The organism is Pseudomonas sp. St290 (assembly GCF_018325805.1).
GTDB lineage: Bacteria > Pseudomonadota > Gammaproteobacteria > Pseudomonadales > Pseudomonadaceae > Aquipseudomonas > Aquipseudomonas bijieensis.
The window spans coordinates 1,596,296-1,622,575 of record NZ_AP014703.1 but is presented as its reverse complement, the minus strand read 5'-3'; the positions used below and the strand labels follow the sequence as shown (position 1 = coordinate 1,622,575).

28 protein-coding genes and 1 riboswitch are annotated in these 26,280 nt (G+C 61.3%); of the genes, 14 read left to right on the top strand and 14 right to left on the bottom strand.

The features are described from left to right. Nucleotide 1 precedes the first annotated feature (1 nt). The gene (gene dapA / locus PBDP_RS07140) at nucleotides 2-880 is read right to left on the bottom strand and encodes a 4-hydroxy-tetrahydrodipicolinate synthase (protein WP_014337035.1); all 879 of its coding nucleotides are present in this window, start codon (nucleotides 878-880) and stop codon (nucleotides 2-4) included. 315 nt (nucleotides 881-1,195) lie between these two features. Here dapA and PBDP_RS07135 point away from each other — a divergent pair, with 315 nt between their 5' ends. Beyond that, nucleotides 1,196-1,756 carry a glycine cleavage system transcriptional repressor gene (locus PBDP_RS07135; RefSeq protein ID WP_003184325.1) on the top strand — a complete coding sequence of 187 codons (561 nt, stop codon included), beginning with the start codon at nucleotides 1,196-1,198 and terminating at the stop codon, nucleotides 1,754-1,756. A 10-nt stretch (nucleotides 1,757-1,766) separates the two neighbouring features. Beyond that, on the top strand, nucleotides 1,767-2,240 hold the full coding sequence (locus tag PBDP_RS07130) for a peroxiredoxin (protein WP_212802011.1): 474 nt from the start codon (nucleotides 1,767-1,769) through the stop codon (nucleotides 2,238-2,240). Between the two features lie 117 nt (nucleotides 2,241-2,357). Here PBDP_RS07130 and PBDP_RS07125 read toward each other — a convergent pair whose 3' ends face one another. Both PBDP_RS07125 and PBDP_RS07120 read right to left on the bottom strand, forming a co-directional pair. Continuing rightward, the gene (locus PBDP_RS07125; protein ID WP_109755884.1) at nucleotides 2,358-3,428 is read right to left on the bottom strand and encodes an AI-2E family transporter; all 1,071 of its coding nucleotides are present in this window, start codon (nucleotides 3,426-3,428) and stop codon (nucleotides 2,358-2,360) included. Between the two features lie 31 nt (nucleotides 3,429-3,459). Beyond that, complete coding sequence (locus tag PBDP_RS07120; protein WP_109755885.1) at nucleotides 3,460-3,699, bottom strand: sulfurtransferase TusA family protein; 240 nt, start codon at nucleotides 3,697-3,699, stop codon at nucleotides 3,460-3,462. Nucleotides 3,700-3,797: 98 nt separating this feature from the next. Here PBDP_RS07120 and PBDP_RS07115 point away from each other — a divergent pair, with 98 nt between their 5' ends. Further along, nucleotides 3,798-5,231 carry a M48 family metalloprotease gene (locus PBDP_RS07115; RefSeq protein WP_109755886.1) on the top strand — a complete coding sequence of 478 codons (1,434 nt, stop codon included), beginning with the start codon at nucleotides 3,798-3,800 and terminating at the stop codon, nucleotides 5,229-5,231. A gap of 62 nt (nucleotides 5,232-5,293) precedes the next feature. Here the strand turns inward: PBDP_RS07115 and PBDP_RS07110 are convergent, their stop codons facing one another. From PBDP_RS07110 to rpoE, 4 genes are all read right to left on the bottom strand, one after another. Next, nucleotides 5,294-6,724 carry a DegQ family serine endoprotease gene (locus PBDP_RS07110; protein WP_109755887.1) on the bottom strand — a complete coding sequence of 477 codons (1,431 nt, stop codon included), beginning with the start codon at nucleotides 6,722-6,724 and terminating at the stop codon, nucleotides 5,294-5,296. Between the two features lie 234 nt (nucleotides 6,725-6,958). Then, nucleotides 6,959-7,906, bottom strand: coding sequence for a MucB/RseB C-terminal domain-containing protein (locus tag PBDP_RS07105; protein ID WP_212802010.1), 948 nt, complete (start codon nucleotides 7,904-7,906; stop codon nucleotides 6,959-6,961). 12 nt (nucleotides 7,907-7,918) lie between these two features. Further along, nucleotides 7,919-8,506: a sigma-E factor negative regulatory protein gene (locus PBDP_RS07100; protein ID WP_109755889.1), complete on the bottom strand. Its 588-nt coding sequence runs from the start codon at nucleotides 8,504-8,506 to the stop codon at nucleotides 7,919-7,921. A gap of 31 nt (nucleotides 8,507-8,537) precedes the next feature. Continuing rightward, a complete protein-coding gene (rpoE, locus tag PBDP_RS07095; protein WP_003172477.1) occupies nucleotides 8,538-9,119 on the bottom strand; it encodes an RNA polymerase sigma factor RpoE/AlgU in 582 nt (193 codons plus the stop codon). A 559-nt stretch (nucleotides 9,120-9,678) separates the two neighbouring features. Between rpoE and nadB the strand changes: the two genes are divergently transcribed. Next, nucleotides 9,679-11,295 carry an L-aspartate oxidase gene (gene nadB / locus PBDP_RS07090; protein ID WP_212802009.1) on the top strand — a complete coding sequence of 539 codons (1,617 nt, stop codon included), beginning with the start codon at nucleotides 9,679-9,681 and terminating at the stop codon, nucleotides 11,293-11,295. Here the strand turns inward: nadB and PBDP_RS07085 are convergent. Both PBDP_RS07085 and PBDP_RS07080 read right to left on the bottom strand, forming a co-directional pair. Then, nucleotides 11,264-11,716 carry a protein YgfX gene (locus PBDP_RS07085; protein ID WP_212802008.1) on the bottom strand — a complete coding sequence of 151 codons (453 nt, stop codon included), beginning with the start codon at nucleotides 11,714-11,716 and terminating at the stop codon, nucleotides 11,264-11,266. The genes nadB and PBDP_RS07085 overlap by 32 nt on opposite strands. Further along, nucleotides 11,700-11,954, bottom strand: coding sequence for an FAD assembly factor SdhE (locus PBDP_RS07080; RefSeq protein ID WP_003184348.1), 255 nt, complete (start codon nucleotides 11,952-11,954; stop codon nucleotides 11,700-11,702). Before PBDP_RS07080 ends, PBDP_RS07085 begins: the two co-directional genes overlap by 17 nt. A 149-nt stretch (nucleotides 11,955-12,103) precedes the next feature. Here PBDP_RS07080 and ygfZ point away from each other — a divergent pair, with 149 nt between their 5' ends. Then, complete coding sequence (gene ygfZ / locus PBDP_RS07075) at nucleotides 12,104-13,045, top strand: CAF17-like 4Fe-4S cluster assembly/insertion protein YgfZ (RefSeq protein WP_109755892.1); 942 nt, start codon at nucleotides 12,104-12,106, stop codon at nucleotides 13,043-13,045. A gap of 35 nt (nucleotides 13,046-13,080) precedes the next feature. Then, a complete protein-coding gene (locus PBDP_RS07070) occupies nucleotides 13,081-13,902 on the top strand; it encodes an HDOD domain-containing protein (protein WP_212802007.1) in 822 nt (273 codons plus the stop codon). Nucleotides 13,903-13,961: 59 nt separating this feature from the next. Here PBDP_RS07070 and tctE read toward each other — a convergent pair whose 3' ends face one another. From tctE to PBDP_RS07055, 3 genes are read right to left on the bottom strand one after another with little or no spacing between them, the layout of a single operon-like run. Then, entirely contained in the window at nucleotides 13,962-15,353 is a 1,392-nt protein-coding gene (tctE, locus tag PBDP_RS07065; protein WP_212802006.1) for a two-component system sensor histidine kinase TctE, read from the bottom strand. Beyond that, complete coding sequence (gene tctD / locus PBDP_RS07060; RefSeq protein WP_109755895.1) at nucleotides 15,346-16,017, bottom strand: two-component system response regulator TctD; 672 nt, start codon at nucleotides 16,015-16,017, stop codon at nucleotides 15,346-15,348. The genes tctE and tctD overlap by 8 nt, the downstream gene beginning before the upstream one ends. A gap of 15 nt (nucleotides 16,018-16,032) precedes the next feature. Beyond that, nucleotides 16,033-16,266 (bottom strand): hypothetical protein, encoded by a 234-nt coding sequence (locus PBDP_RS07055; RefSeq protein WP_146206884.1) that lies wholly within the window; start codon nucleotides 16,264-16,266, stop codon nucleotides 16,033-16,035. A gap of 163 nt (nucleotides 16,267-16,429) precedes the next feature. Here PBDP_RS07055 and PBDP_RS07050 point away from each other — a divergent pair, with 163 nt between their 5' ends. From PBDP_RS07050 to PBDP_RS07035, 4 genes are read left to right on the top strand one after another with little or no spacing between them, the layout of a single operon-like run. Beyond that, nucleotides 16,430-17,422 carry a Bug family tripartite tricarboxylate transporter substrate binding protein gene (locus PBDP_RS07050; RefSeq protein ID WP_109755896.1) on the top strand — a complete coding sequence of 331 codons (993 nt, stop codon included), beginning with the start codon at nucleotides 16,430-16,432 and terminating at the stop codon, nucleotides 17,420-17,422. 55 nt (nucleotides 17,423-17,477) lie between these two features. Next, nucleotides 17,478-17,939: a tripartite tricarboxylate transporter TctB family protein gene (locus PBDP_RS07045; RefSeq protein WP_109755897.1), complete on the top strand. Its 462-nt coding sequence runs from the start codon at nucleotides 17,478-17,480 to the stop codon at nucleotides 17,937-17,939. A 1-nt stretch (nucleotide 17,940) separates the two neighbouring features. Beyond that, on the top strand, nucleotides 17,941-19,455 hold the full coding sequence (locus PBDP_RS07040; RefSeq protein WP_163854998.1) for a tripartite tricarboxylate transporter permease: 1,515 nt from the start codon (nucleotides 17,941-17,943) through the stop codon (nucleotides 19,453-19,455). Continuing rightward, a complete protein-coding gene (locus PBDP_RS07035; RefSeq protein WP_212802005.1) occupies nucleotides 19,448-20,488 on the top strand; it encodes an AbrB family transcriptional regulator in 1,041 nt (346 codons plus the stop codon). Before PBDP_RS07040 ends, PBDP_RS07035 begins: the two co-directional genes overlap by 8 nt. Nucleotides 20,489-20,586: 98 nt before the next feature. On the opposite strand, the gene ung is transcribed toward PBDP_RS07035, so the two are convergent. Continuing rightward, the gene (gene ung, locus PBDP_RS07030) at nucleotides 20,587-21,279 is read right to left on the bottom strand and encodes a uracil-DNA glycosylase (protein WP_109755900.1); all 693 of its coding nucleotides are present in this window, start codon (nucleotides 21,277-21,279) and stop codon (nucleotides 20,587-20,589) included. A gap of 132 nt (nucleotides 21,280-21,411) precedes the next feature. On the opposite strand from ung, the gene dspII reads away from it, so the two are divergent. Then, nucleotides 21,412-22,524, top strand: coding sequence for an enoyl-CoA hydratase/isomerase DspII (dspII, locus tag PBDP_RS07025; protein WP_109755901.1), 1,113 nt, complete (start codon nucleotides 21,412-21,414; stop codon nucleotides 22,522-22,524). Nucleotides 22,525-22,719: 195 nt separating this feature from the next. Here dspII and PBDP_RS07020 read toward each other — a convergent pair whose 3' ends face one another. Then, a complete protein-coding gene (locus tag PBDP_RS07020; protein ID WP_109755902.1) occupies nucleotides 22,720-23,118 on the bottom strand; it encodes a hypothetical protein in 399 nt (132 codons plus the stop codon). 304 nt (nucleotides 23,119-23,422) lie between these two features. Next, nucleotides 23,423-23,524, top strand: a riboswitch (guanidine-I (ykkC/yxkD leader). A gap of 60 nt (nucleotides 23,525-23,584) precedes the next feature. Between PBDP_RS07020 and PBDP_RS07015 the strand changes: the two genes are divergently transcribed. From PBDP_RS07015 to PBDP_RS07005, 3 genes are read left to right on the top strand one after another with little or no spacing between them, the layout of a single operon-like run. Then, entirely contained in the window at nucleotides 23,585-24,652 is a 1,068-nt protein-coding gene (locus PBDP_RS07015) for a putative urea ABC transporter substrate-binding protein (protein ID WP_212802004.1), read from the top strand. Nucleotides 24,653-24,667: 15 nt separating this feature from the next. Then, entirely contained in the window at nucleotides 24,668-25,483 is an 816-nt protein-coding gene (locus PBDP_RS07010; RefSeq protein ID WP_116831666.1) for an ABC transporter permease, read from the top strand. After that, nucleotides 25,480-26,268: an ABC transporter ATP-binding protein gene (locus PBDP_RS07005; RefSeq protein WP_212802003.1), complete on the top strand. Its 789-nt coding sequence runs from the start codon at nucleotides 25,480-25,482 to the stop codon at nucleotides 26,266-26,268. The genes PBDP_RS07010 and PBDP_RS07005 overlap by 4 nt, the downstream gene beginning before the upstream one ends. Nucleotides 26,269-26,280 lie beyond the last annotated feature (12 nt).

The window sequence follows — 26,280 nt, the reverse complement described above, 5'->3', positions numbered from 1 at the left end:
ATTAAACCAGGACGCCGGACTGGCGCATGGCCTGCCGCAGCGGTTCTTGACAAGGGGTGCTCAGCCAGGTCAGTGGCAGGCGGATACCTTCGTGCATCAGGCCCATTTCAACCAAGGCCCACTTCACCGGAATCGGGTTGGCCTCGATGAACAGGTCCTTGTGCAACGGCATCAGTTTTTCGTTGATTGCCCGTGCAGTCTCGGCGTCGCCCTTGAGCGCGGCCTCGCACAGGTCGGCCATTTCGCGCGGGGCAACGTTGGCCGTGACGGAGATGTTGCCCTTGCCGCCCAGCAGGATCAGCTCGACCGCGGTCGGATCATCGCCGGACAGCACGATGAAGTCCTTGCTCACGCCATCGAGAATGGCCTTGGCGCGCTTCATGTCGCCGGTGGCTTCCTTGATGCCGATGATGTTCGGCACGGTGGACAGGCGGATCACGGTCTCGGCCTGCATGTCGCAGGAGGTGCGGCCGGGAACGTTATAGAGGATCTGCGGGATGTCGACGGCTTCGGCAATGTGCTTGAAGTGCTGGTACAAGCCTTCCTGGGTCGGCTTGTTGTAGTACGGAACGACCAGCAGGCAGGCGTCGGCACCGGCTTCCTTGGCGTTGCGGGTCAGCTCGACGGCCTCGCGGGTCGAGTTGGCGCCGGTGCCGGCGATGACGGGGATGCGACCGTTGACCTGCTTGACCACGGCACGGATGACTTCGATGTGCTCATTGACGTCGAGGGTTGCCGACTCGCCGGTAGTACCGACGGCGACAATGGCATGGGTGCCGTTCTCAAGGTGGAAGTCCACGAGTTTGCTGAGGCTGGCCCAGTCAAGATGCCCTTGTGCATCCATGGGTGTGACCAGTGCCACCATACTGCCCGCAATCATGAAACCGCTCCTGCCGGAAAAAGAGAGCGGTAATGGTACTGGCGCCAAGATGCTTGTACAAGCGAACTACCATTCCCCTTGGCGATGGTTTTCGCTACCCTTCAGGCTTTGATCGGTACTGATAAGCTCATTCACCGGTTCCCAGCCTCCGTTTTCGTCGCCACAAGCCCCGATCCTGCGTTTGTCCTGATGCATTCCCGCCGTCCTCGGAATGCAGCGCAACCCAGGCACAGGGCTTGAGTCGTTCGTTTATCCGGGCCTGACGCCGTGTCGAGCTGCAGAAGTACCGACCGCTCATCGCTTTAGGAATGCTGCATGTCCACCCCCACAGTCCGCGAACAATTCCTTGTTATCAGTGCCCTTGGCGCCAACCCCATGGAGCTGACTAACGTCCTGTGCCGCGCCAGCCATGAAAATCGCTGCGCAGTCGTAACCTCACGCCTGACCCGTCATGGCGAATGCAGTGCGCTCGTGCTCGAGATTTCCGGCAGCTGGGACGCCCTGGCTCGCCTGGAAGGCAGCCTGCCGGTGCTGGCCAAGAAGCATGCCTTCACCGTCAACGTGGTGCGTAGCGCCGCGCTGGAGAACCGTCCCCAGGCCCTGCCCTACGTGGCCTATGTGAGCTCGGCCTACCGTCCGGACATCATCAACGAGCTGTGCCAGTTCTTCATGGACCATCACGTCGAGCTGGAAAACCTGACCTGCGATACCTATCAGGCACCACAGACCGGCGGCACCATGCTCAATGCCACGTTCACCGTGACCCTGCCGGCCGGCACCCAGATCAGTTGGCTGCGCGATCAGTTCCTGGACTTCGCCGATGCGATGAACCTGGATGCCCTGATCGAACCGTGGCGCCCACAAAACCCAATGTAAGGAAGCGTTCATGGCCGTTGCCGTCGACCAGCCGGTTACCGATTTCCAGGCGCCCGCCACCAGCGGGCAGACCGTCAGCCTCGCCGCCCTCAAGGGCAAGCAGGTGGTGATCTACTTCTACCCCAAGGACAGCACCCCCGGCTGCACCACCGAGGGCCAGGGTTTTCGCGACCAGTACGCGCAGTTCCAGGCCGCCAACACCGAAGTGTTCGGCATCTCCCGGGACAGCCTCAAGTCCCACGAGAACTTCAAGTGCAAACAGGAGTTCCCGTTCGAACTGATCAGCGACAAGGACGAAGCCGTCTGCCAGCTGTTCGATGTGATCAAGCTGAAAAAGCTTTATGGCAAGGAATACCTGGGCGTTGACCGCAGCACCTTCCTGATCGACAAGAACGGCGTGCTGCGCCAGGAATGGCGTGGCGTGAAAGTGCCGGGGCATGTGGATGCGGTGTTGGCGGCGGCCCAGTCCCTCAACAAAGGCTGAAATTTTTGCTGCCTGGACTGGCGCTATCGCGAGCAGGCTCGCTCCCACAGGGAATTGATTAACACCCTCAGTCCAATGTGGGAGCGAGCCTGCTCGCGATGAGGCCATCAGAATCAGCTATAGAAGCGGCGCCACAACCGGCTCCTTGCTCGGCCACGCATCCAGCACAGCCTTGAATAGCGTCGCCAGGGGAATCGCAAAGAACACCCCCCAGAATCCCCACAGCCCGCCAAACAGCAGCACCGCACAGATGATCGCCACCGGATGCAGGTTCACCGCCTCGGAGAACAGCAGCGGGACGAGCACGTTGCCATCCAGCGTCTGGATGATCCCGTAGACCGCCATCAGGTAGATGAACTGATCGCTCCAGCCCCACTGGAACAGCGCAATCAAGGCCACCGGCACGGTCACCACCACGGTGCCGACATAAGGCACCACCACCGAAATGCCCACCAGCAGCGCCAGCAGGGCAGCATAATTGAGCCCCAGGGCGACGAAGCCGATATAAGTCACGCCGCCACAGATGAAAATCTCGATGACTTTGCCGCGGATGTAGTTGGCGATCTGCCGATTCATCTCCTGGGCCACCCGGGTAATCAGCGCCCGCTCGCGCGGCAGGTAGCCACGGACCCAACGCCCGATCATTTCCCGGTCCTTGAGGAAGAAAAACACCAGGATCGGTACCAGCACCAGGTAGATCATGATGTTGACCAGAAGCGGAAGGCTGGACAGCGAAAACGTCAGTGCCCATTGGCCGAACTTGCCAATCTCACCGCGCACCACTTCGATGGTCTGCAGCACCTGTTCATCGGACACCAGGTGCGGATAGCGCTCAGGCAACAGCAACAGCAGGGACTGCCATTTGGCGAGCATCCCTGGTAACTCGTTGAATAAGGTCACCAGTTGATGCCAGAGCAGCGGCACGATCACCACGACAAACACCACCAGCACACCCATGAACAGGGCGAACACCAGTCCAACCGCTGCCGTGCCGGGTAGCCGCAGACGCTCCAGCGTCGTGACCAACCCTTGCATCAGGTACGCCAGCACCATCCCCGCCAACACCGGCGCCAACATGCCACCCAGGGTGAGCACGGCGGTGAAGGCCAGGAACAGCAGCACCGCCAGGACCACAGCCTCTTCATCGGAGAAGTAGCGCTGAATCCAGTCGCGTAACACTTTGAACATTAAAAATCCTTAAGAGACGCTGTTGGTTTTTTCAAGCCTTTTTCAGCCAGTAACGGTAGACGCCGTTTTCGTCTTCTTCATGCAGCAGCGTATGACCGGCCAATCGGGCGAAGGTGCGAAAGTCACGCTGGGAGCCCGCATCCGTGGCAATTACCTTGAGCACACTGCCACTGGCCAGGCGATTGAGCTCCAGCTTGGCCTTGAGTAGCGGCAACGGACAGTTCAGGCCGCTGGCGTCCAGTTCGGCATCGTGGGCTACAGCATCAGTCATGGGTTCACTCCGCGGCAGGTCGTTGAGCGGCCTAGAATATCTGGTCCCGGGCCCGGTGTCCGGCTACAGTAAGGTCTTTGTCGACTAAGGCTTCGTGCATGACATTTCTGCGCCCCACCCTGCTGACGCTCGCTTGCCTGCTTGCCTCACCGGGCTTCGCCGACGACCTGCCGTCACTTGGCGACGCCAGTTCTGCCATCGTCTCGCCAGAACAGGAGCACCAACTGGGCCGCGCCTGGCTGGCCCTGCTGCGCAGCCAGGTTTCACAGCTCAACGATCCACAGCTCAAGGACTACGTCGAATCCAGCGTCTATAAGCTGGTGGAAACCAGCCAGGTCAACGACCGGCGCCTGGAATTCATCCTGATCAACAGCCCGCAACTCAACGCCTTCGCCGCACCTGGTGGAATCGTCGGGGTCAACGGCGGCTTGTTCCTCAATGCGCAGACCGAAGGCGAGTACGCCTCGGTCATGGCTCACGAACTCGCGCACTTGTCGCAACGCCACTTTGCCCGCGGTGTGGAAGCCCAGCAACGCATGCAGGTGCCGATGATGGCCGCACTGCTGGCTGGCATCGTGATTGCCGCCGCCGGTGGCGGTGACGCCGGGATCGCGGCCATTGCCGGGACCCAGGCCGCCGCCATTCAAGAACAACGGCGTTTTTCCCGGCAGAACGAACAGGAAGCCGACCGTATCGGCATCCAGAACCTGGAGAAAGCCGGCTACGATCCGCGCTCCATGCCAACCATGTTCGAGCGCCTGATGCGTCAGTACCGGTTCGACGCCAGGCCGCCGGAATTCCTGCTGACTCACCCGGTGACCGAATCCCGGATCGCCGACACCCGCAACCGCGCCGAACAGGCCAAGCCGGGGGGCATCGAGGACAGTGTGCGTTATCAACTGATTCGCGCTCGGGTCCAACTGACCTATGAAGAAACCCCAGGCCTGGGCGCCAAGCGCTTCCGGGCACAGCTGGATGAGAATCCGAAGAACGACGTGGCGCGCTATGGCCTGGCGATCGCGCAGATCAAGGGCGGCCAGTTGAATGAAGCACGGGAGAATCTCAAGCCGTTGCTGGCCAAATCACCCAACGAGATCATCTACAACCTCGCCCAGGTGGACCTGGATATCACCAGCAACAAGCTGGCCGACGCTCAGGCCCGTGTCGACCGGATGCTGAGCCAATACCCGGGCAACTATCCGCTCAACCAGGTGCGCGTCGACCTGCTGCTCAAGCAGAACCGCCCCGCCGATGCCGAGAAAGCCCTGGAAACCCTGCTCAAGACCCGCCCGGACGATCCGGACGTCTGGTACATGGTGGCCGAGACCCGCGGGCTGTCAGGCAACATCATTGGCCTGCACCAGGCCCGTGCCGAGTACTTCGCCCTGGTGGGCGATTACCGTCAGGCCATCCAGCAACTGGACTTCGCCAAACGGCGAGCCGGCACCAACTTCCCCCTGTCTTCACGCATCGATGCCCGCCAGCGGGAACTCATGGAGCAGGAACGCATGGTCAAGGACATGATGGGCTGAGCACTGGCCAGGCAATAAAAAACCGCCTCTCTCGAGGCGGTTTTTTATGAGCCGCTAACCGGTCATTCGGCCAGTTTGAAGGTAATGAAGCTCGCACGCCCTTGACGCAGGACCCGCATCGAAACCGAACGATTCTTCGGCAACGCCTTGGCGATGTCGGTGAATTCCTTGGCGGAACCGATGGCTTGATTGTTCAGGTGCGTGATGATGTCGCCCGGCTGAAGGCCGATCATCGCGGCAGGACCATCCTGTACCTCCTTGATCACCACACCACCCTGCAGTTCCAGGGTACGTTTCTGCTCTTCGGTCAGTTCGGCCACCGCAACACCCAGACGGTTGCTGCTACGCTCGACGCCAGACTTGGGCAGCGAATCCAGCTCCTTGCCTTCTTCAGGAATGGCCCCAACGGTCAATTCGACGTTCTTGCGCTTGCCTTCGCGAATCACTTCCAGATTGGCCTTGGCACCAGCCTTGAGGGCACCCACCAAGTGCGGCAGGTCGGCGGACATGACGATCGGTTGACCGTTCATGCTCAGGATCACGTCACCCACTTGCAGACCGCCCTTGGCAGCCGGGCCACCTTCCTGGATCTGCGCCACCAGTGCACCGGCGGGTTTCTCCAACCCGAACGATTCGGCCAGGTCCTTGTTCACTTCCTGGATCACCACGCCCAACCAGCCACGGCTGACCTTGCCTTCGCTTTTCAGTTGGTTGGAGACATCCATGGCAACGTCGATCGGAATCGCGAAGGACACTCCCATGAAGCCGCCCGAGCGGGTATAGATCTGGGAGTTGATGCCGACCACTTCACCCGCAAGGTTGAACAGCGGGCCACCGGAGTTACCCGGGTTGATCGGCACGTCGGTCTGGATGAACGGCACGTAGTTTTCGTTCGGCAGGCTGCGACCGATGGCGCTGACAATCCCCTGGGTCACGGTGTGGTCGAAGCCGAACGGCGAACCGATGGCCACGACCCATTGGCCGGCTTTCAGGTCCTGGGATTTGCCCAGCTTGAGCACTGGCAGGTCCTTGCCCTCGATTTTCAACAGCGCCACGTCGGAACGTGGATCGGTACCGATCAGCTTGGCCTTGAGTTCGCTGCGATCAGCCAGGCGTACCAGGATTTCGTCGGCATCGGCGATCACGTGATTATTGGTCAGGATGTAGCCGTCAGGCGAAATGATGAAACCCGAACCCAGGGATTGCGCTTCACGCTGACGACCACCGCCGGGAGAACGTGGCTGTTGCGGCATTCCGCGCTCGAAGAACTCCCGCAGCATCGGCGGCAAGCCTTCCAGGTCCGGCATCTGCTGGTCCGATACACGACGGTCCGGCAGTTTCTGGGTGGTGCTGATGTTCACCACGGCGGGCGACGCCTGCTCGACCAGTTGCGTGAAATCGGGCAATTCGACCGCCACGGCAGGAACGGCCTGGCCGAGCACAAGCACGGTGGCAAAAATGGAGAGATAGGTTTTCAAGCGTGGTATCGACATACGGCTCCCGTTACGACGAGCATGGTTAAGCGATATGGAGCAAGGAATACCGGGAAAAGATACGCCAGTATTTTTGTTCCGGGAACAGACAAGGCCAGGGCCGAGCGGCTCTGACCTATAGAAAAAAAGCTGGTTTTTTGCAAATGAAAATGCTGACAGGAAGTTTCGGCATTTCGATCAAGCCCTGGCATCATCAGCCTCTCGCGCAATCGAACCACCCGTGCAGTCGGCAAGCTATTGGGTCGTAGTGACGTCGGAGCGCATGGAAAGCGCGATCCGTTCCGCCGTACCGATAGGAATCTCACCGACCACCGTGACCATCATTTCGCCCTGGGGCGTCGTGAGCCTACGGGAGACGGCAGCCGTCGGGCCGAGTTGAGTGCGGGTATCGGTGGCGTTGGCACCGTTCAACGGCTCCAGGAACACCGAAAAGCGCGCCAGGCCATCATCGTACATCAAGCTGTTGACCTGGACCTGGGTGTCCGGGTCCTTGCGCGCAGCACTGCTAATCAGTTCAAAGCCAGGCGGAAGCCAGTCCGAGTGCCAGGCGGTTTTCACCGCGACGGCCTTGCCCGGATCCTGCGCGACAGCCTTGCATTCGGAGCTGACTTGCAGATCACCGTCTGTCGGCGCCCCGACGCTCAAGCGGGTGAACTGGAAACGCTCGAGCAACTGGCCCTTGTCATTGAGCAACAGGGACTTGAGCGGCAGGCCGGTCTCTTTGTCCAAGTGCAGTTCGAAGCCATAGCGATGCTGATCCTTGGGCGTCAACGCCACAATGACCGCTTGACGCCCAGCCACGCGCGACTTGCCAATGACGGCAAGGTCATACCAATTCTTGAGTTTCTGCGGATCAAGCGTACGTGAGGAGCCGTCAGGTGTATTGCCCAGCCCCGCGATCAAGGAGCCGCTGACGCATTGAGTATGCCCATCAATGCGCAGGACTTCCTGTGCCGAGCCGTCGAGCTGGAGTAACCGCTCGCGGACTTTGCCATCCTGGACTCGATGCCAGATGTTATGGGTAGAGAAACTACCGTTGCGCTCGTAAACGAAAGTGCCCTGGAAGCTCTGCTGTTGCTCGGCTTGACTCAGGCGGTTCAACCAATCCTGTGCCTCATCGGCATAGGCTGGAATCGCACACCAGCCACCAAGCAGAAGCGTGAATAGAGGTATGGCGCGCAATGGTTTTCCTTATTAACGGTTTTCCAGGCTGGCGGCACGGGCATAAGGCAGTGCGCTTTCAGTACCTTTCAGGGCAGCTTGCTGAGCATGCTGACGCAGGTAGTTGGGCAGACGCTGATCATGCCAGCCAGGTTGGCCTTGCAGAACACCATTGACCATCGGGCCTGCGGTTTCCGAGCTCTCGCTGTAACCGGCCAGTACCGCTGGGCCCTTGACCTGTGGAGCAGCCAGGCTTGGCTGGTTGGATTGCTGCGCCATTTGCACGCCGGCAATCTCATCCTGGTTGTACAGGCGCACACCGGCCAGCACGGCCACGGTGACCGAAGCGGCTACCGCCAGGCGACCCAGGCTGCGCCATGGTCCGCGAGAAGCTTTTGCCGGTACGGCTTCGTCAGCCAAGGCAGCAGAAACGGCCGCAGCGATGTCCAGGCGTGGAAGCAACAAGTCCTTGTGCATCACAGCCCGGGCGATCTGGTAACGAGCCCAGGTCTCACGGGTTTCAACATCGTCGAAGGCATTCAATACCCGACGCAATTCCAGTTCGTCCGCTTCGTTATCCATCACTGCGGACAGCGATTCCTGCAGGGCTTCACGACTCATGGCGTTCCTCTCTTGGCTGTCGCCGCTGTCTCTAGTTTTCCTGCAACAAAGGTTGCAGGGCTTTATCAATGGCCTCCCGGGCGCGGAAGATCCGGGAGCGCACGGTGCCTACAGGACATTGCATGACGCTCGCAATGTCTTCGTAACTCAGACCGTCGAACTCACGTAAAGTTAAAGCCGTACGCAAATCTTCGGGCAATTGCTGGATGGTTCGATGGACAGTGCCTTCGATCTCATCCCGCAGCAACGCACGTTCCGGTGATTCGAGATCCTTGAGGCCATGATCGCCATCATAGAACTCGGCATCCTCAGAACTTACATCGCTATCCGGCGGCCGGCGGCCGCGTGAAACCAGATAGTTTTTCGCCGTGTTGATGGCGATGCGGTAAAGCCACGTGTAAAACGCGCTGTCCCCGCGAAAATTACCAAGTGCACGGTAGGCCTTGATGAAGGCTTCCTGAGCAACATCCTGCGCTTCATGGGTGTCGTGCACGAAACGCACGATCAACCCGAGAATTTTGTGCTGGTATTTCAGCACTAGCAGATCGAAAGCTCGCTTGTCGCCGCGTTGCACGCGCTCGACCAGCTGCTGATCCTCTTCCTGGGTTAGCATGAACACTCCTCGATAAGCTCGAAGGAGGCTTGCATTACTAATTGACCGGGCTTGCAAACATAGACTCGGGCTTTTCGCAAAAGTTCTCCCCCTTCCAAGCAAGTTTCCGGCGCGCTCTGATCTCGGCACGCACGAAAAACGCAGCAGGAGATTCCCCGGCTGCGCGAATAATCTGTCACCGGGTCTGCTGGCAGAGACCCCAATCGAAATCTTGCACCAACCCGACGCTGCTCCCTTTTGCAGACAACCGTCTATTGAACGTAGGCGCTTGGCAAAAGTTCCCACTATTTATAGCGTTGTGCACTGAATATCAGGCAACCGTGACGAGATAAACAGCGTTCTGTCCTCGAAACGGCGGCCTTATCGCCCTTTCACCAAAACCGGCGATCCGACGAAGCGTGCCACTTTTCTGTCACGCTGGTTTCACATTGCCATGTACGCCCGGCTATTGTGCCGATCCCCCCCTCTATATACTAGTGGGCTGCGTGGCTGCCTGACCCGTTGAAGCGGTGTCTTGCGCCAACCCCGACCCGGGTCGCCTTGAGCGGAAACCATTCGAATGAGCCAACAGTTTCAACACGATGTTCTGGTAATCGGCAGCGGAGCCGCCGGATTGAGCCTTGCCCTGACTTTGCCTGCACATTTGCGCATTGCAGTACTGAGCAAGGGCGACCTGGCCAACGGTTCGACCTTCTGGGCCCAGGGCGGCGTCGCAGCCGTGCTGGACGATACCGACACCATTGAATCCCATGTCGAGGATACCCTCAACGCCGGCGGCGGCCTCTGCAATCGGCAAGCGGTGCGTTTCACCGTGGAACACAGCAGGGAAGCCATCCAGTGGCTGATCGACCAGGGTGTACCGTTTACCCGTGACGAACAATCGGGCACCGAAGACGGCGGCTTCGAGTTCCACCTCACGCGCGAAGGCGGTCATAGCCACCGGCGCATCATTCACGCGGCTGATGCTACCGGCGCGGCGATCTTCAAGACCCTGCTGGCCAAGGCTCGGCAACGGCCGAACATCGAATTGCTGGAGCAGCGCGTCGCGATCGACCTGATCACTGAAAAACGCCTGGGCCTGGACGGTGATCGCTGCCTGGGCGCCTACGTGCTCAATCGCGGCACCGGTGAAGTCGACACCTACGGCGCGCGCTTCGTCATCCTGGCGTCCGGTGGCGCGGCGAAAGTCTACCTTTATACCAGTAACCCCGACGGTGCCTGCGGCGATGGCATCGCCATGGCCTGGCGTTCGGGTTGCCGAGTGGCGAACCTGGAGTTCAACCAGTTCCACCCCACCTGCCTCTATCACCCGCTGGCCAAGAGTTTCCTGGTGACCGAGGCCCTGCGTGGCGAAGGCGCACACTTGAAGCTTCCCAACGGCGAACGCTTCATGCAGCGCTTCGATCCGCGCGCCGAACTGGCGCCAAGGGACATCGTCGCCCGGGCCATCGACCATGAAATGAAGCGCCTGGGCATCGATTGCGTTTACCTGGACATCAGCCACAAACCCGAAGCGTTCATCAAGAGCCACTTCCCGACGGTGTACGAGCGCTGCCTGGAATTTTCCATCGATATCACCAAGCAACCGATCCCGGTGGTGCCGGCGGCGCATTACACCTGCGGTGGCGTGATGGTCGATCAGCGGGGGCGTACCGACGTGCCAGGCCTGTACGCCATCGGCGAAACCAGCTTCACCGGCCTGCACGGCGCCAACCGCATGGCCAGCAACTCACTGCTGGAGTGCTTCGTCTATGCCCGCTCGGCGGCGGCAGACATCCTGGAACAATTACCGCAGGTCGTCATTCCGGCCGCCCTGCCCTCATGGGACGCCAGCCAGGTCACCGACTCGGACGAAGACGTGATCATTGCCCACAACTGGGACGAACTGCGGCGCTTCATGTGGGACTATGTTGGCATCGTGCGCACCAACAAGCGCCTGCAACGGGCGCAGCACCGTGTGCGCTTGCTGCTGGATGAGATCGATGAGTTCTACAGCAACTATAAAGTCAGCCGCGACCTCATCGAACTGCGCAACCTGGCCCAGGTGGCCGAACTGATGATTCGCTCGGCCATGGAACGCAAGGAAAGCCGGGGGCTGCATTACACCCTCGACTACCCGAACCTGCTGCCCGAGGCACGGGACACTATCCTGGTGCCGCCCACCTACGCCGACTGAACCTGAGCCGCACGCGCAGGCGCCGATGGATATCCGGTGCCAGCGCGTCGCGCGGTACGCACAACGACCGGACCCGCCGTTCACCCTGCAAGCGAAAACGCAGCACGATGATCATCGGCAGCGCCAAGCTATCGGGGCGCAGCTGCACCGCCCGCCACCCATCGGCCCGACTCCAGAGCTGCCAGCCAGCGGCATTACGACGCAACCCGCAAAAGGCCCGGCGATGGGTCAGCAACAAATGTCGGGGAATCACCCAGGCGCCATGGGCCAGGCACAATACAACGCCAAGCGCTGCGAACCCGGACGGGACAGACAACAGGAACAACGACCCCAGGGCGAACACCTGGGCCAGCAGATAGGCCGCCAGCAGTTGCCCGGAGGCCTGCCAGCGGCATTCGAAGCGATTACTTGGGCTGGACACGGTCCAGAATCATCCGGACCATGCGCTGCAACTCTGGGTCTTCGGATTCGCTGCGCTCCATGAACCAGCCGAACATGTCCTGATCCTCGCATTCGAGCAGGCGGACATAGCAGGCACGATCCACTTCATTGAGATGGGGATAAACCTCTTTCACGAACGGCACCAGCAACACATCCAGTTCCAGCATGCCGCGGCGGCTGTGCCAGTAGAGGCGATTGAGTTCAACATCTTCGACCATGGAGCGCTCCTCAAATAGTGCGCAAGTATACAGGCCCCGCGGCACTGGAACAGACGGCTTTGGTCGGGCACCACCGATCCTTTGTGAACTACCCATTTCAAGGGCGTCCCCTTATGATGTCTACCAGACTTTTTACCCTGCGATGACCCATGGCTGATTCCGCTTTTTTCTGCACCCTGTCCCACGAAGGCGTTCTCGCGGTCCGCGGCGTGGACGCCGGCAAATTCCTGCAAGGCCAATTGACCTGCAACCTCGACTACCTGAGCGACAGCCGGGCCAGCCTCGGTGCCCGCTGCACCCAGAAAGGCCGGATGCAATCGAGCTTCCGCATCCTGCTCGAAGGTGACGGCGTGTTGATGGCCATGGCCAGCGAATTGCTCGAACCGCAACTGGCCGACCTGAAAAAATATGCCGTGTTCTCCAAATCCAAGCTCACCGACGAAAGTGCAGCCTGGGTTCGCTTCGGCCTGGAAAACGCCGACAAGATGCTGGCTGGCCTGGGCCTCGAACTGCCGAGCGAGACCGACAGCGTGGCACGCCACGAATCCTTGATCGCCATCCGCGTCTCTCCCGGCCGCACCGAACTATGGGCGCCCGCCGAACAGGCACAGACGCTGCAAACCCGCCTGCGGGCAGAACTGACCGAGGCAGACCTGAACCAGTGGCTACTGGGGCAGATCCGTGCCGGGATCGGCCAGGTCATGCCGGCCACCCGTGAACTGTTCATCCCACAGATGCTCAACCTGCAAGCCGTCGGTGGCGTCAGTTTCAAGAAAGGTTGCTACACCGGCCAGGAAATCGTCGCCCGCATGCAATACCTGGGCAAGCTCAAGCGGCGCCTGTATCGCCTGCAACTGGACGCCAGCCAATTGCCAGAACCCGGGACCGCGCTATTCTCCCCCACGCACGGCAGCTCCATCGGCGAAGTGGTGATTGCCGCCCGCGGCGAGGGAAACATTGAACTGCTGGCGGTATTACAGGCCGAAGCAGCAGAAGACGACAATTTGCACCTCGGCACCTTGGAAGGCCCACGCCTTCAAATGTTGGACCTGCCTTACGAACTGGACCGCGACCGCGAAATCCAGCGCTGATCGCAGCATTTGCCGCAATACCCTAGAGAACCGAAATGAGCGATTTGGCGGATAAGGTCCAACGGGATTTGGTGCAGGCCATCGATAACGATGACTTGGTTCTGCCAACATTACCGGAAGTGGCCCTGCAGATTCGCCGGGCCGCCGAAGACCCGGAAATCAGCGTCAGCAACCTGAGCAAAGTGATCGGCCGCGATACAGCTCTCTCGGCACGCCTGATAAAAGTGGTCAACAGTCCACTGCTACGCGCGACCCAGGAAGTCACGGACCTGCACACGGCCATCACTCGACTGGGCGTCAACTACAGCAGCAACCTGGCCATCGGCCTGGTCATGGAGCAGATTTTCCACGCCCGCTCCGAAGTGGTGGAACTGAAGATGCGCGAAGTCTGGCGCAGGAGCCTGCAGATCGCGGGCGTCAGCTATGCCCTGTGTCGCGGTTATACCCAACTCAAGCCCGATCAGGCCGCTTTGGGTGGGCTGGTGCACCAGATCGGCGTGCTGCCGATCCTGACGTATGCCCAAGACAACAATGAATTGCTGTCGGACCCGGTCAGCCTCAACCACGTCATCGAGACGATTCACCCGGTGCTGGGAGACAAACTCCTCAGTGTCTGGGAGTTTCCGGAACGGTTGGTGAAGCTCCCAGGGTTGTATCTGGACTTCACCCGGGACTCGAAGCACATCGATTACGTCGACCTCGTGCAGGTCGCTGCGCTGTATTGCTACAAGGAAACCGACCATCCCCTCAGCGATGTCGATCTGTTCTCCGTCCCGGCTTTCAGGAAGCTGGGTATCGACCTGGACAACAAGGCTCGCTGCGCGGATATCGAAGAAGCGCGGTCGATGTTCTATTAGGTAGCCCAGACTGACGGTCAATGAAATTGAGCCAGCCACGGAATCGAGTTGGCTCCGGCTCAGTCTGAGCCAGGGATGAAACTGACTCGCACCTTCAAGCCACGCTCTTGTCCGTCATGCAGGGTGATCTGCGCCAAGTGCGCGCGGCAGATTTCGCCGACGATCGCCAACCCCAGCCCGGAGCCGGCCACTTGCTGGTTACGTCGATAGAAGCGCTCGAACACCCGGTCCCGCTCATGCAGCGGAATACCAGGCCCATCGTCTTCGACTTCCAGCACCGCCGGTGCGGTGACCCGCAAGATCACGTTGCCGCCGGAGGGGGTGTGGGCCAGGGCGTTGTCCACCAGGTTGCTCAGCAACTCATTCAGCAGGGTCGGCTCGCCTCGCAGCCATACCGGCTCATCGGCTTCCAGGGCCAGTGCCACGCCCCGGGCATGGGCCAGCGGGGCCATGGCCATGCCCAATTCCCGGGCCAGTTGGCTCAGGTCAAGCAACTGCGCGCCGCCTTCGGCAATGGCCCGGGCGCCGTTTTCCACGCGAGCCAGGGAAAGCAATTGGTTGGCCAGATGGGTCAGCCGGTCGGTGCCTTGGGCGGCCGTTTCCAGGGTCTCGCGCCAAGTTGCCGGTTCGCTGGCACGCAAGCCCAGCTCAAGACGCGCCTTGAGCGCGGCCAAGGGCGTGCGCAGCTCATGGGAGGCATCGGCGATGAACTGTGCCTGCCGTTCGAATTGCTCGCGCAGACGCTCGGTGAAATGGTTGAGCGCCCTCACCAGCGGCCATAACTCGTGCTGCACCTCCACCAGCGGCAACGGCCGCAAATCGTCCGGCTGGCGCTCCTCCACCGCCGTGCGCAAACGCTCCAGAGGGCGCAACGCTGCACTGACCGCGAACCACACCAACAGCAGCGCGCCCACGGCCAGCATGCCCAAGCGCAACAGCGTGTCGGCCATCAGGCTGCGAGCCATGCTGACCCGGGCCTCTTCAGTCTCCGCCACGCGAATTTCCGCCATGCCGTTCATGTTCGGCTCGCTCACCGCCTTGAGCAGGCTCACCACCCGCACGGTCTGCCCCTGGTATTGGGCGTTATAGAAGCGCGCCAGGGCTGGGTAATCGTCCGTGCGGGGCGTTCCGGGTGGCGGACCGGGGAGGTTTTCGTAGCCGGAAATCAACTTCTTGTCGATGTCATTGACCTGGTAATAAATGCGCCCGGCGCTGTCGTAGGCGAAGGTATCCAGGGCCACGTAGGGCACGTCCGCGCTGAGGCTGCCATCGCGCTGGGAAAGGCCCGCGGCGATGGTCCGGGCCGAGGCCAGCAGGGTCCGGTCATAGGCGGTGTCCGCTGCTTCGCGACCGTTCCAGTAGGCGCTCAAGCCGCTGGCGAGCATCAGCACCACCAGCAGCAATGCCAGGTTCCATAGCAGCCGCCAGCGCAGGCTGTCGGGCTTATGCATTGCGGTTTTCCAGCAGGTAGCCCAGGCCGCGGAACGTCACGATCGCCACCGCATGACCATCGAGTTTCTTGCGCAAGCGATGCACGTAGATTTCGATGGCGTCGGGGCTGGCCTCTTCGTCCAGGCCGAACACCTGGGCCGCCAGTTGCTCCTTGCTCATCACCCGTCCTGGCCGGGCGATCAACGCCTCCAGCACGGCTTGCTCGCGAGACGTCAGGGTCAACAATTCATCGTCGAGGGTGAAGCGGCGAGTGTCCAGGTCATAGATCAGCCCACCACAGCGCTGCTGGCGTTCGCCGCCCAGTACGCTGCGGCGCAACAGTGCCTTGACCCGGGCCTCCAGCTCAGTGAGTTCGAAGGGCTTGGCCAGGTAATCGTCGGCGCCGAGGTTCAGGCCATGGACGCGGTCCTTGACGTCGCTGCGGGCGGTCAACATCAGCACCGGCAAGGTCTTGCCGCGGGCGCGCAGACGCGCCAGCACCTCGAAACCGTCCATGCGTGGCAGCCCGACATCAAGGATCGCCACGGCGTACTCCTCGCTGCTCAGAGCCAGGTCGGCCGCGACGCCGTCGTGCAGCACGTCCACGGTCAAACCGGTGCTCTTGAGCGCCTGGGCAACGCTTTCGGCGAGCTGCAGATGGTCTTCGACGAGCAGAACACGCATGGGTTATTCCTCGATTCAGGGATGGCCGGCGCCATTCTTTGGCGCGGAGTTTACAGCCGCATCCGCCGCTGTGAAGCCAAAAAACACGCTGAAAGCTTTTGAAAGGTTAGCGAAAGGTTGAGCCATTAGAGTCCCTTTACGGATAGTTTCGACTGCCCGCCGCGACGCCAGCTCGCGAATGAAAAATGCCACGAAGCGTTTTCGTCCTAATAAGAAAAATAAAAGCGGAGTATTCACCATGCTGTCCATGCAGCTCCAGGCCCCAGTGCCTGCTCGCCCTTCTCGCTTGAACCAGACCACCTTGCATTCAGTCCCGGTAACGACCTGTGCACCCTATCAGCGATGACCTGGGCGGGGATTCGTCCACGACACATTTTCACCACACACAACAACAATTCCTGTGGAGACAACAATGAACCTATCACTGCGTAAAGTAGCCCTGGCCGCCGGATGCCTGATGTTCGCCGGGCAGTTGCTCGCCGCTGATCCATCCAAAGAACCCAAGCGCCCCGAGTGCATCGCCCCGGCCTCCCCCGGCGGCGGTTTCGACCTGACGTGCAAGCTGGCACAAAGCGCGCTGGTCAACCAGAAGCTGCTGACCAAGCCAATGCGCGTCACCTACATGCCCGGCGGTGTCGGCGCGGTGGCCTACAACGCAGTGGTTGCCCAACGCCCGGCCGACGCTGGCACGCTGGTGGCCTGGTCCAGTGGTTCGCTGTTGAACCTGGCCCAGGGCAAGTTCGGTCGTTTCGATGAAAGCGCGGTGCGCTGGCTGGCCGCCGTGGGCACCAGCTATGGCGCCATCGCCGTGAAGAGCGATTCGCCCTACAAGACCCTCGACGATCTGGTACAAGCCCTGAAGAAGGATCCTGGCTCGGTGGTGATCGGCTCCGGCGGCACCGTGGGTAGCCAGGACTGGATGCAGACCGCCCTCATCGCCAAGGCCGCCGGCATCAACCCTCGCGACCTGCGCTACGTGGCCCTCGAAGGCGGCGGCGAAATCGCCACCGCGCTGCTCGGTGGGCACATCCAGGTCGGCAGTACGGATATTTCCGACTCCATGCCGCACATCCAGAGCGGCGACATGCGCCTGCTCGCCGTGTTTGCCGAGAAACGCATCGACGAGCCGGAAATGAAAGACATTCCGACCGCCAAGGAACAAGGCTACGACATCGTCTGGCCGGTGGTCCGCGGCTTCTACCTGGGGCCAAAGGTCAGCGACGAAGACTATGCCTGGTGGAAAGACGCTTTCGACAAACTGCTCGCTTCCGAGGAGTTCGCCAAGCTGCGTGACCAGCGCGAGCTGTTCCCGTTTGCCATGACCGGTCCGGAACTGGACACCTACGTGAAGAAGCAAGTGGCTGATTACAAGGTACTGGCCAAAGAGTTCGGCCTGATCCAGTAACCGTCTCTGTTCTCGCGGCGGCGCTGGCAGTGCCTGCGCCGCCCAGGAGTTAGTCATGCTCACCATCCAACGTATTTTTGCCGCGGTGCTGCTACTGGTCTGTATCGGCCTGGCACTGATGGCCTGGCCCTATCAGGCTGCTTTTTCCTATGAACCGGTCGGCCCGCGGGCCTTCCCCTTGCTGATGCTCGGGCTGATGGGGTTGGCGTTGCTGTACATGCTGTTTCGTCCGACACCCATCGTGCACAGCGAGGAAGACCCCCAACTGGACCGTGAAACCCTGCAGAAGATCGGCATCTGCGTGGTGCTGCTGCTGGTCTTCGCCGGAACCTTCGAACCCCTGGGCTTCATCGTCGCCAGCATCCTGATCGGTGTGCCGATGGCGCGCCTGTATGGCGGTCGCTGGGTACCGAGCGTGGTGATCATCAGCCTGATGGCCATCGGTCTTTATCTGTTGTTCGACAAGCTGATGGACGTGCCGCTGCCCCTGGGCCTGCTCGACGTCCTGGAGAATTGATATGGATACCCTGAATTATCTCGGCCAGGGTTTTGGCGTTGCACTGACCCCCTACAACCTCGTCACGGCACTGAGCGGCACCTTGATCGGCACCGTGGTCGGCCTGCTGCCGGGCCTGGGCCCGATCAACGGCGTGGCGCTGCTGATTCCGATTGCCTTCGCGCTGGGGTTGCCGCCGGAATCGGCGCTGATCCTGCTGGCAGCGGTGTACCTGGGGTGTGAATACGGCGGACGTATCAGCTCGATCCTGCTCAACATCCCCGGTGAAGCCTCCACTGTGATGACCACCCTCGACGGCTATCCGATGGCCCGTCAGGGCCTGGCCGGCGTGGCGTTGTCGCTGTCGGCGTGGAGTTCGTTCATCGGCGCGTTCATCGCCACCTGCGGCATGGTGTTGTTCGCACCGCTACTGGCCAAATGGGCGATTGCGTTCGGGCCGGCGGAATACTTCGTCCTGATGGTATTCGCCATTGTCTGCCTCGGCGGCATGGCCGGCGACCGACCACTCAAGACCTTCATCGCGGCGCTGATCGGCCTGTTCCTGTCCAGTGTCGGGATCGATGCCAACAGCGGCGTCTACCGCTTCACCGGTGACAACATCCACTTGACCGACGGGATTCAGTTCGTCGTGCTGGTGTTGGGCCTGTTCTCCATCAGTGAAATCCTGTTGCTGCTGGAGAAAACCCATCGCGGCCAGGAAGCGGTGGAAGCCACCGGACGGATGATGTTCAACTTCAAGGAAGCGGCGTCGGTGTTCGTCGTGAACCTGCGTTGCGGCGTGCTCGGTTTCATCATGGGCGTGCTGCCGGGTGCCGGTGCGACCCTGGCCAGCGCCGTGGCCTATATGACCGAGAAACGCATCGCCGGTGCCAGTGGCACGTTCGGCCAGGGTGACAAGCGCGGCCTTGCCGCTCCGGAAACCGCCATCGGCGGCGCAGCCTGCGGTGCGCTGGTGCCGATGCTGACCCTCGGGGTTCCCGGCTCGGGCACCACGGCGGTGATGATCGGCGCCCTGTCGCTGTACAACATCACCCCCGGTCCCCTGCTGTTCCAGCAACAGCCGGATATCGTCTGGGGCCTGATCGCGTCGTTGTTCGTCGCCAACATCATGCTGGTGATTCTCAATATCCCGATGATCCGCATCTTCACCCGCATCCTGGCGGTGCCGAACTGGGCGTTGGTGCCGGTCATCGCAATCATCACCGGGATCGGTGTCTATGCGGTGCATGCCACCACGTTCGACCTGTTCCTGATGATCGGCATCGGCATCTTCGGCTACATCCTGCGCAAGTTGGACTTCCCGCTGTCGCCTGTGCTGCTGGGCTTCATCCTTGGTGGGCTGATGGAGCAGAACCTGCGGCGTGCGCTGTCGATCTCCAACGGTGCGCTGGAGATCCTCTGGTCGAGCCCGATCACCTTCGGCTGCTGGGTACTGACGGCGATCATGTTGTTCATGCCGCTGCTGCGGATCTGGCGTCGCCGCGCCGCACAACGTCGCGCCCTGGCCAATGTCTGAAGCAACTTTCAGACAATGGTGGGGAACACCGCTGGTCGGCCTGGCCGGCGGTTACCTGGCCAGCCTGATCGGCTGGCCTTTGCCCTGGATGGTCGGCTCGTTGCTGGCGATCATTCTGGTGCGCTGTCTCACGCCGTGGCAGTTGATGGAAATCCCCGGCGGCCGTAAATGCGGCCAATGGGTGGTGGGCATCGGCATCGGCCTGCACTTCACCCCGCTGGTGATGGAGCAGGTGCTGGGCCACTTCGGCCTGATCTTCTTCGGCGCGCTGATCACCAGCGTGTCCAGCGTGGTAAGTGTCTGGCTGATGCGTCGCACCGGCGAGGACCGCGCCACCGCGTTTTTCTCGAGCATGCCGGGCGGTTCCGGCGAAATGGTCAACCTCGGTGCCCGCAACGGCGCGGATCTCAGCCGTGTCGCGGCGGGCCAGAGCCTGAGGGTGCTGGTGGTGGTGCTGTGCGTGCCGGCGGCCTTCAAGTATCTGTTGGGCGAAGGCGAGCCGGTGCAACACGCCACGACGGTGGACTGGCTGTGGCTGGCGATCCTGTTCCCGGCGGGCGCTCTGCTCGCCCGGGTCTGGGAGCGCTTGCGCCAACCCAATCCCTGGTTGTTCGGGCCGTTGCTGGTGAGTGCGGCGGTCAGCATCGGTGGGGACCTGCACATTGGCCTGCCCAATGGCGCCAGCCAGGTCGGCCAGTGGCTGATCGGCAGCGGCCTGGGCTGTCATTTCAACCGGCAGTTCTTTCGTCGGGCACCATCGTTCATGGGGCGCACCCTGGTCGGCACGGTATTGACGATGCTGATCGCCACCCTGGCGGCCTTGGGCCTGAGTACCCTGACCCATCTGGACCTGCGCTCGCTGACACTGGGCATGATGCCCGGCGGCATTGCGGAAATGAGCCTGACAGCGGAGACGCTGCAACTGTCGGTGCCATTGGTGACGGCGTTGCAGGTGATGCGATTGCTGTTCGTGCTGTTTCTGGCGGAGCCGTTGTTCAGGTATTGGATGCGCAGGCCGGGTTCGGATCTATAGACCGAGTCGCCATCATCGCGAGCAGGCTCGCTCCCACAGGGATATGTGTTGCCTGTGGGAGCGAGCCTGCTCGCGATGAGGCCTTCATTGCCAACCGTTCAAACCGGTGGCAACCGCCAGTCGATCGGCTTCTCACCCTGCTGCTGGAGAAATTTGTTGGTCCGGCTGAAATGCCCACAGCCGATGAAGCCTCGGTGGGCCGACAGCGGCGACGGGTGGACCGAGGTCAACACCAGATGCTTGGTCGCATCGATCAACTTCTGCTTGCTCTGGGCATGGGCACCCCACAACAGGAACACCAAGTGCGGCTGGTGTTCGCTGACGACTTCAATGATCCTGTCGGTAAAGTGCTGCCAACCTTTTTTGGCGTGGGCGTTGGCATTGGCGCGCTCCACGGTCAGGGTCGTGTTGAGCAGCAACACGCCCTGGTCGGCCCAGCTTTGCAGGTAGCCGTGATTCGGAATGTCGATGTTCAGATCGCGCTTCAATTCCTTGTAGATGTTCACCAGCGACGGCGGAGTCGGCACGCCCGGTTGCACCGAGAAGCACAAACCGTGGGCCTGGCCCGGGCCGTGGTACGGGTCCTGGCCGAGAATCACCACCTTGACCTTATCCAGCGGCGTGGAATTGAGGGCATTGAAAATCAACGATGCCGGTGGATAAATCTCCTTGCCGGCGGCGTATTCCCGACGCAGGAATTCGCGCAACTCTGCCATGTAGGGCTGGTCGAACTCGGCACGCAGTGCCTGCTTCCAGCTCGGTTCGAGTTTGATACGGTCGTCAGCAGTCATGGTCGCATCCGGTAAAAACAATGGGCGCACCCTAGGAAAGCCTACATGGCTTGTCAATTGATCTGACGCAGAACCGGCACTTTCCTACGCAGCGGTCATACTGATCATTCAAATTTCTGATCGAGGTCACGAATGAATCTGCACTTCGAAGAACTCACCGGCATCGACGGTGCTCGTATTGGCGTCGCCACCCTGGACGCCGAAAAATCCCTGAACGCCCTGTCCCTGCCAATGATCAACGCCTTGCGTGATCGTCTCGATACCTGGGCCAGGGAGCCGCAGGTCGTTTGTGTGTTACTGCGCGGCAATGGTGCCAAGGCATTTTGCGCCGGCGGTGAAGTGCGCAGCCTGGTGGAGGCCTGCCGTGCCCACCCCGGCGAGGTACCGCCGCTGGCTGCGCAATTCTTTGCGGCGGAGTACCGCCTGGACTTCAATCTGCACACCTACCCAAAACCCTTGCTGTGCTGGGGCCACGGTTATGTGCTGGGCGGCGGCATGGGGCTGCTGCAAGGCGCAAGTACCCGTATCGTCACCCCAAGCAGTCGCCTGGCAATGCCGGAAATCAGCATCGGCCTGTACCCGGATGTCGGCGCCAGTTGGTTTCTGTCACGCCTGCCCGGCAAGCTCGGGCTGTTTCTCGGCCTGACCGGCGCCCACATGAATGCCCGGGATGCCATCGACCTGGGCCTGGCCGATCGCTTCCTGCTGGATGAACAACAGGACGACTTGATCGAAGGCCTGCTGCAACTCAACTGGCAGGAGCAGACCGAGATGCAGCTCAACAGTTTGCTCAAGGCCCTGCAGCAGGAAGCCATCGGCCAATTGCCCGAAGCCCAATGGCTGCCACGGCGGCAGAAAATCGATGAATGGCTGGATGTCAGCGATGTGCGCTGCGCCTGGAAAGCCCTCAGCCTGCTGGTGGACCACCCGGATCCGTTGATCGCCCGCGCCGCCAAGACCATGACCGACGGCTCGCCGTTGACCGCTCATCTGGTCTGGGAGCAGATCGCCCGGGCCCGGCATTTGTCCTTGGCCGGTGTGTTCCGGATGGAATACACCTTGAGCCTCAACTGCTGCCGTCATCCCGAATTCAGCGAAGGCGTGCGGGCGCGTCTGATCGACAAGGACCACAAGCCTCGCTGGCACTGGCCGGACATCAACCATGTGCCCGAAGCGGCGGTCGAGGCGCACTTCCACAAGGCGTGGGAAGGGCGGCATCCGTTGGCGGATTTGTCCAACGAGTAAAGATCCGGGTGACATTCTGGGAGAGTGACATCTGTGGAGCAAAGCTTGCTCGCGATGACAGGGTATCAGTCAGCCTCCCTGTGACTGGCATACCGCTATCGCGAGCAAGCTTTGCTCCCACAAGCGTTGTCCTATCGGGTTTATTACAGGCATAAAAAAGCGGCGCTCAATGCGCCGCTTCTTGTTGCCCAAAGATCAGCGGTGGCCGCCCCGTCCATCGTGATCGCCGCGTCCCCGATGATCACGCCCGCCTCGACCACCGCCTCGGTCGTCATTCCAGCCGCCCCGGTTGTGGCCGTCCCAGCCACCCCGATTCGGATAAGACCGGTACGCCGCTCGCGGTGGCGAGTAGTAGCGCGGCCCTGGTTGGTAGTAGCGCGGTGCCGAGTAATAGCGCGGCGCCGGTTGGTAATACCGCGGGGCGTAATAGCCACGCGGTGCCGAATAATAACTCCCGCCACCGTAACCGTAATAGACCGGCGCCGGTGAGGTGTAGACCTCGGAACGGTAGTAGCTCGAGTCTCCGTCGTAATAAGGCACGCATGCCGAAAGAGTCAAACCGAGAAACGCAATGAGCAGCAGTCGTCGATACATGGCGGCCTCCTGGACCGCGGATGGGCCACATCAGCGACGCTGATGGGCGGCAGTCAACTTTGTGTGACTGACGAATATTCAGACAGCAAATTCGGAATCTGGTGCGATTCGGCAACAACTAGAAACATGTCCCTCGTCGCCCTCTTCCGGTGCGCGATGGCACCACAAGCAAGCACAAATGTGCCCTCAATCATCCCCTCCCAACACCTGCCCTCTCTGGCCCGGGCCTTTGGCAGACTTGGCACGGCTCTCGCTTTAACAAACGCTGTGCAGGAGTCATCACAGGTTCGCGGCACCACAATTTGCAATGGCTGACTAGGGTTCCGGCTCGCTTCTGGCGAGTGGCTGGTCCGAGAGTTGGCGACCTCCAGTTGAGGTTACACGGCGGGACAAAAGCCCGGGAGACAAGCCACCGTTCGCGGTGCCGCGTTGCTCCTGTCCGCCCTTGATCAACTGGAGAACCACCATGTTCAAGCTTCGTCTGTCCGCCCTGCTCCTCGCCGCGCTCTCGGCCCTCATGAGCTTCTCGTCCGCCGCCGCACAAAAAGACCACTTCAGCGTCTGCTGGACCATCTACGCCGGCTGGATGCCCTGGGAATACGCCGGCAGCCAAGGGATTGTCGACAAGTGGGCGAAAAAGTACGGTATCAAGATCGATGTCGTGCAGCTCAACGATTACGTCGAATCCATCAACCAGTACACCGCCGGTCAGTTCGACGGCTGCACCATGACCAACATGGACGCCCTGACCATTCCCGCCGCCGGTGGCGTGGACAGCACCGCGCTGATCGTCAGCGACTTCTCCAACGGCAACGACGGCATCGTCCTCAAGGGTGAGGGCAAGAAGGTCGCTGACCTCAAGGGCATGGACGTCAACCTGGTCGAACTGTCGGTCTCCCATTACCTGCTGGCCCGCGCCCTCGATTCGGTCGGTCTCACCGAGAAAGACCTGAAAGTGGTCAACACCTCCGACGCCGATATTTCCGCCGCCTTCAACACCGACCAGGTCAAGGCCGTCACCACCTGGAACCCGATGCTCTCGGACATCAAGGCCCAACCCGACGTGAGCGAGGTGTTCAACTCCAGCCAGATCCCCGGCGAGATCATGGACATGATGGTGGTCAACACCCAGACCCTCCACGACAACCCGGCCCTGGGCAAGGCGTTGACCGGTGCCTGGTTTGAAGTGGTGGCGCTGATGAACGCGAAAAACGCCGCAAGCAAGGCAGCACTGGAGCACATGGCCAAGGCCTCGGGCACCGACCTGGCCGGTTTCCAATCGCAACTGGACACCACCAAGCTGTTCGCCACGCCCAAGGAAGCGCTCGACTTCGCCACCAGCGAACAACTGCCCGCCACCATGGGCAAGGTGGCCGCGTTCTCGTTCCAGCACGGCTTGTTGGGCGAAGGCGCCAAGAGCACCGACGCGGTCGGCATGACATTCGCCAATGGCGTGACCCGCGGCGACAAGGCCAACCTCAAGCTGCGCTTTAATCCGACCTACGTGCAGCTGGCCGCCGACGCCAAGCTGTAGACCGGAGGACCTGGCATGCGCCTGATCAACCGCTACCCGGATCGGCCCAGCCGCTTGTTGCTGGTGATCCTGCCATTCGCGCTGGTGTTGTTCGCCTACTTCATGGGCTCGGCCGAACGGTTGACGGATAACCCCAACGACAAACTGCTGCCCAGCGCCGTACAAATGGCCGATGCGGTCAAACGCCTGGCCTTCACCGCCGATGCCCGCAGCGGCGAATACCTGCTCTGGCAAGACACCGCGTCGAGCCTGCGGCGGTTGGCCATCGGCCTGGGCATCAGCGCCCTGGCCGGACTGTGCCTGGGCATCGCCGCCGGCACGTTGCCGCTGTTGGGCGCGCCGTTATCGCCGCTGCTCACCGTGGTGTCGATGGTGCCGCCGCTGGCGATCCTGCCGATCCTGTTCATCGTCTTCGGCCTGGGGGAACTGTCGAAAGTGATGCTGATCGTGATTGGCATCACGCCGTGCCTGGCCCGGGACCTGGAACAGCGCGCCCGGGAAATTCCGCCCGAGCTGCTGATCAAGGCCCAGACCCTCGGCGCTTCGACCTGGACCCTGATGCTGCGGGTGGTGCTACCGCAGTTGCTGCCACGCCTGTTGATTTCCCTGCGGCTGATGCTCGGTTCGGCCTGGCTGTTTCTGATCGCTGCCGAAGCCATCGCCTCCACCGATGGCTTGGGCTATCGGATTTTCCTGGTACGACGTTACCTGGCGATGGACGTGATCTTGCCGTACGTGGTGTGGATCACCCTGCTCGCCTGGCTGATGGACTGGGGCCTCAAGCACCTGACCCGGCAAGCGTTCCCGTGGTATGAGGGGGCGAAGGCATGAGTTTCATCACAGTGAACAATGTCTGGCAACAGTACGCCGATCAGGTAGTGCTCGAACGCTTGAACCTGAGGGTCGCCGAGGGTGAGTTCTGCACACTCGTGGGCGCGTCCGGTTGCGGCAAGTCGACCTTCCTGCGCTTGCTGCTGGGCCAGGAGCGCGCCAGCCGCGGACAGATTCTCCTGGATGGCGAGCCGTTAGCCGGAGAACCGGATGCCAGCCGGGGCGTGGTGTTCCAACGCTACTCGGTGTTCCCGCATCTGACCGTGCTGGACAACGTAGTCCTGGGCCTGGAATTGCCGCGTTCGGCGCTGCTGGGACGGCTGTTTGGCAACGCCAAGCGTCAGGCCCGTGAAGAGGCTGCGCAACTGCTGGAAAAGGTCGGCCTCGGCCACGCGCTGGACAAATACCCGGCGCAGTTGTCCGGCGGCATGCAACAGCGCCTGGCCATTGCCCAGGCGCTGATCATGAAACCCCGGGTGCTGCTGCTGGACGAACCTTTCGGCGCCCTCGACCCGGGCATCCGCAAAGACATGCACGCCCTGTTGCTGGAGCTGTGGCGCGAAACCCGTCTGACGGTGTTCATGGTCACCCATGACCTGTCCGAAGGTTTCAGCCTCGGCACACGCCTGCTGGTGTTCGACAAAGTCCGCGTCGACCCGCATGCCCCCAGCGCCTATGGCGCACGCATCACCTACGACATTCCATTGAACAGCGACCGCCGCACCGCCCGTGCCGCCGTCGACGCCCTGCCCGCCGAACTGGCCGGCACGTTGCGTATCGCTTGAAAGGAGTTTTGC

Coding starts and splice junctions, on each gene's coding strand:
- dapA (WP_014337035.1), bottom strand. CDS start 880: ATGATTGCGGGCAGTATGGTGGCACTGGTCACACCCATGGATGCACAA.
- PBDP_RS07135 (WP_003184325.1), top strand. CDS start 1,196: ATGTCCACCCCCACAGTCCGCGAACAATTCCTTGTTATCAGTGCCCTT.
- PBDP_RS07130 (WP_212802011.1), top strand. CDS start 1,767: ATGGCCGTTGCCGTCGACCAGCCGGTTACCGATTTCCAGGCGCCCGCC.
- PBDP_RS07125 (WP_109755884.1), bottom strand. CDS start 3,428: ATGTTCAAAGTGTTACGCGACTGGATTCAGCGCTACTTCTCCGATGAA.
- PBDP_RS07120 (WP_109755885.1), bottom strand. CDS start 3,699: ATGACTGATGCTGTAGCCCACGATGCCGAACTGGACGCCAGCGGCCTG.
- PBDP_RS07115 (WP_109755886.1), top strand. CDS start 3,798: ATGACATTTCTGCGCCCCACCCTGCTGACGCTCGCTTGCCTGCTTGCC.
- PBDP_RS07110 (WP_109755887.1), bottom strand. CDS start 6,724: ATGTCGATACCACGCTTGAAAACCTATCTCTCCATTTTTGCCACCGTG.
- PBDP_RS07100 (WP_109755889.1), bottom strand. CDS start 8,506: ATGAGTCGTGAAGCCCTGCAGGAATCGCTGTCCGCAGTGATGGATAAC.
- rpoE (WP_003172477.1), bottom strand. CDS start 9,119: ATGCTAACCCAGGAAGAGGATCAGCAGCTGGTCGAGCGCGTGCAACGC.
- nadB (WP_212802009.1), top strand. CDS start 9,679: ATGAGCCAACAGTTTCAACACGATGTTCTGGTAATCGGCAGCGGAGCC.
- PBDP_RS07080 (WP_003184348.1), bottom strand. CDS start 11,954: ATGGTCGAAGATGTTGAACTCAATCGCCTCTACTGGCACAGCCGCCGC.
- ygfZ (WP_109755892.1), top strand. CDS start 12,104: ATGGCTGATTCCGCTTTTTTCTGCACCCTGTCCCACGAAGGCGTTCTC.
- PBDP_RS07070 (WP_212802007.1), top strand. CDS start 13,081: ATGAGCGATTTGGCGGATAAGGTCCAACGGGATTTGGTGCAGGCCATC.
- tctE (WP_212802006.1), bottom strand. CDS start 15,353: ATGCATAAGCCCGACAGCCTGCGCTGGCGGCTGCTATGGAACCTGGCA.
- tctD (WP_109755895.1), bottom strand. CDS start 16,017: ATGCGTGTTCTGCTCGTCGAAGACCATCTGCAGCTCGCCGAAAGCGTT.
- PBDP_RS07055 (WP_146206884.1), bottom strand. CDS start 16,266: ATGGACAGCATGGTGAATACTCCGCTTTTATTTTTCTTATTAGGACGA.
- PBDP_RS07050 (WP_109755896.1), top strand. CDS start 16,430: ATGAACCTATCACTGCGTAAAGTAGCCCTGGCCGCCGGATGCCTGATG.
- PBDP_RS07045 (WP_109755897.1), top strand. CDS start 17,478: ATGCTCACCATCCAACGTATTTTTGCCGCGGTGCTGCTACTGGTCTGT.
- PBDP_RS07040 (WP_163854998.1), top strand. CDS start 17,941: ATGGATACCCTGAATTATCTCGGCCAGGGTTTTGGCGTTGCACTGACC.
- PBDP_RS07035 (WP_212802005.1), top strand. CDS start 19,448: ATGTCTGAAGCAACTTTCAGACAATGGTGGGGAACACCGCTGGTCGGC.
- ung (WP_109755900.1), bottom strand. CDS start 21,279: ATGACTGCTGACGACCGTATCAAACTCGAACCGAGCTGGAAGCAGGCA.
- dspII (WP_109755901.1), top strand. CDS start 21,412: ATGAATCTGCACTTCGAAGAACTCACCGGCATCGACGGTGCTCGTATT.
- PBDP_RS07020 (WP_109755902.1), bottom strand. CDS start 23,118: ATGTATCGACGACTGCTGCTCATTGCGTTTCTCGGTTTGACTCTTTCG.
- PBDP_RS07015 (WP_212802004.1), top strand. CDS start 23,585: ATGTTCAAGCTTCGTCTGTCCGCCCTGCTCCTCGCCGCGCTCTCGGCC.
- PBDP_RS07010 (WP_116831666.1), top strand. CDS start 24,668: ATGCGCCTGATCAACCGCTACCCGGATCGGCCCAGCCGCTTGTTGCTG.
- PBDP_RS07005 (WP_212802003.1), top strand. CDS start 25,480: ATGAGTTTCATCACAGTGAACAATGTCTGGCAACAGTACGCCGATCAG.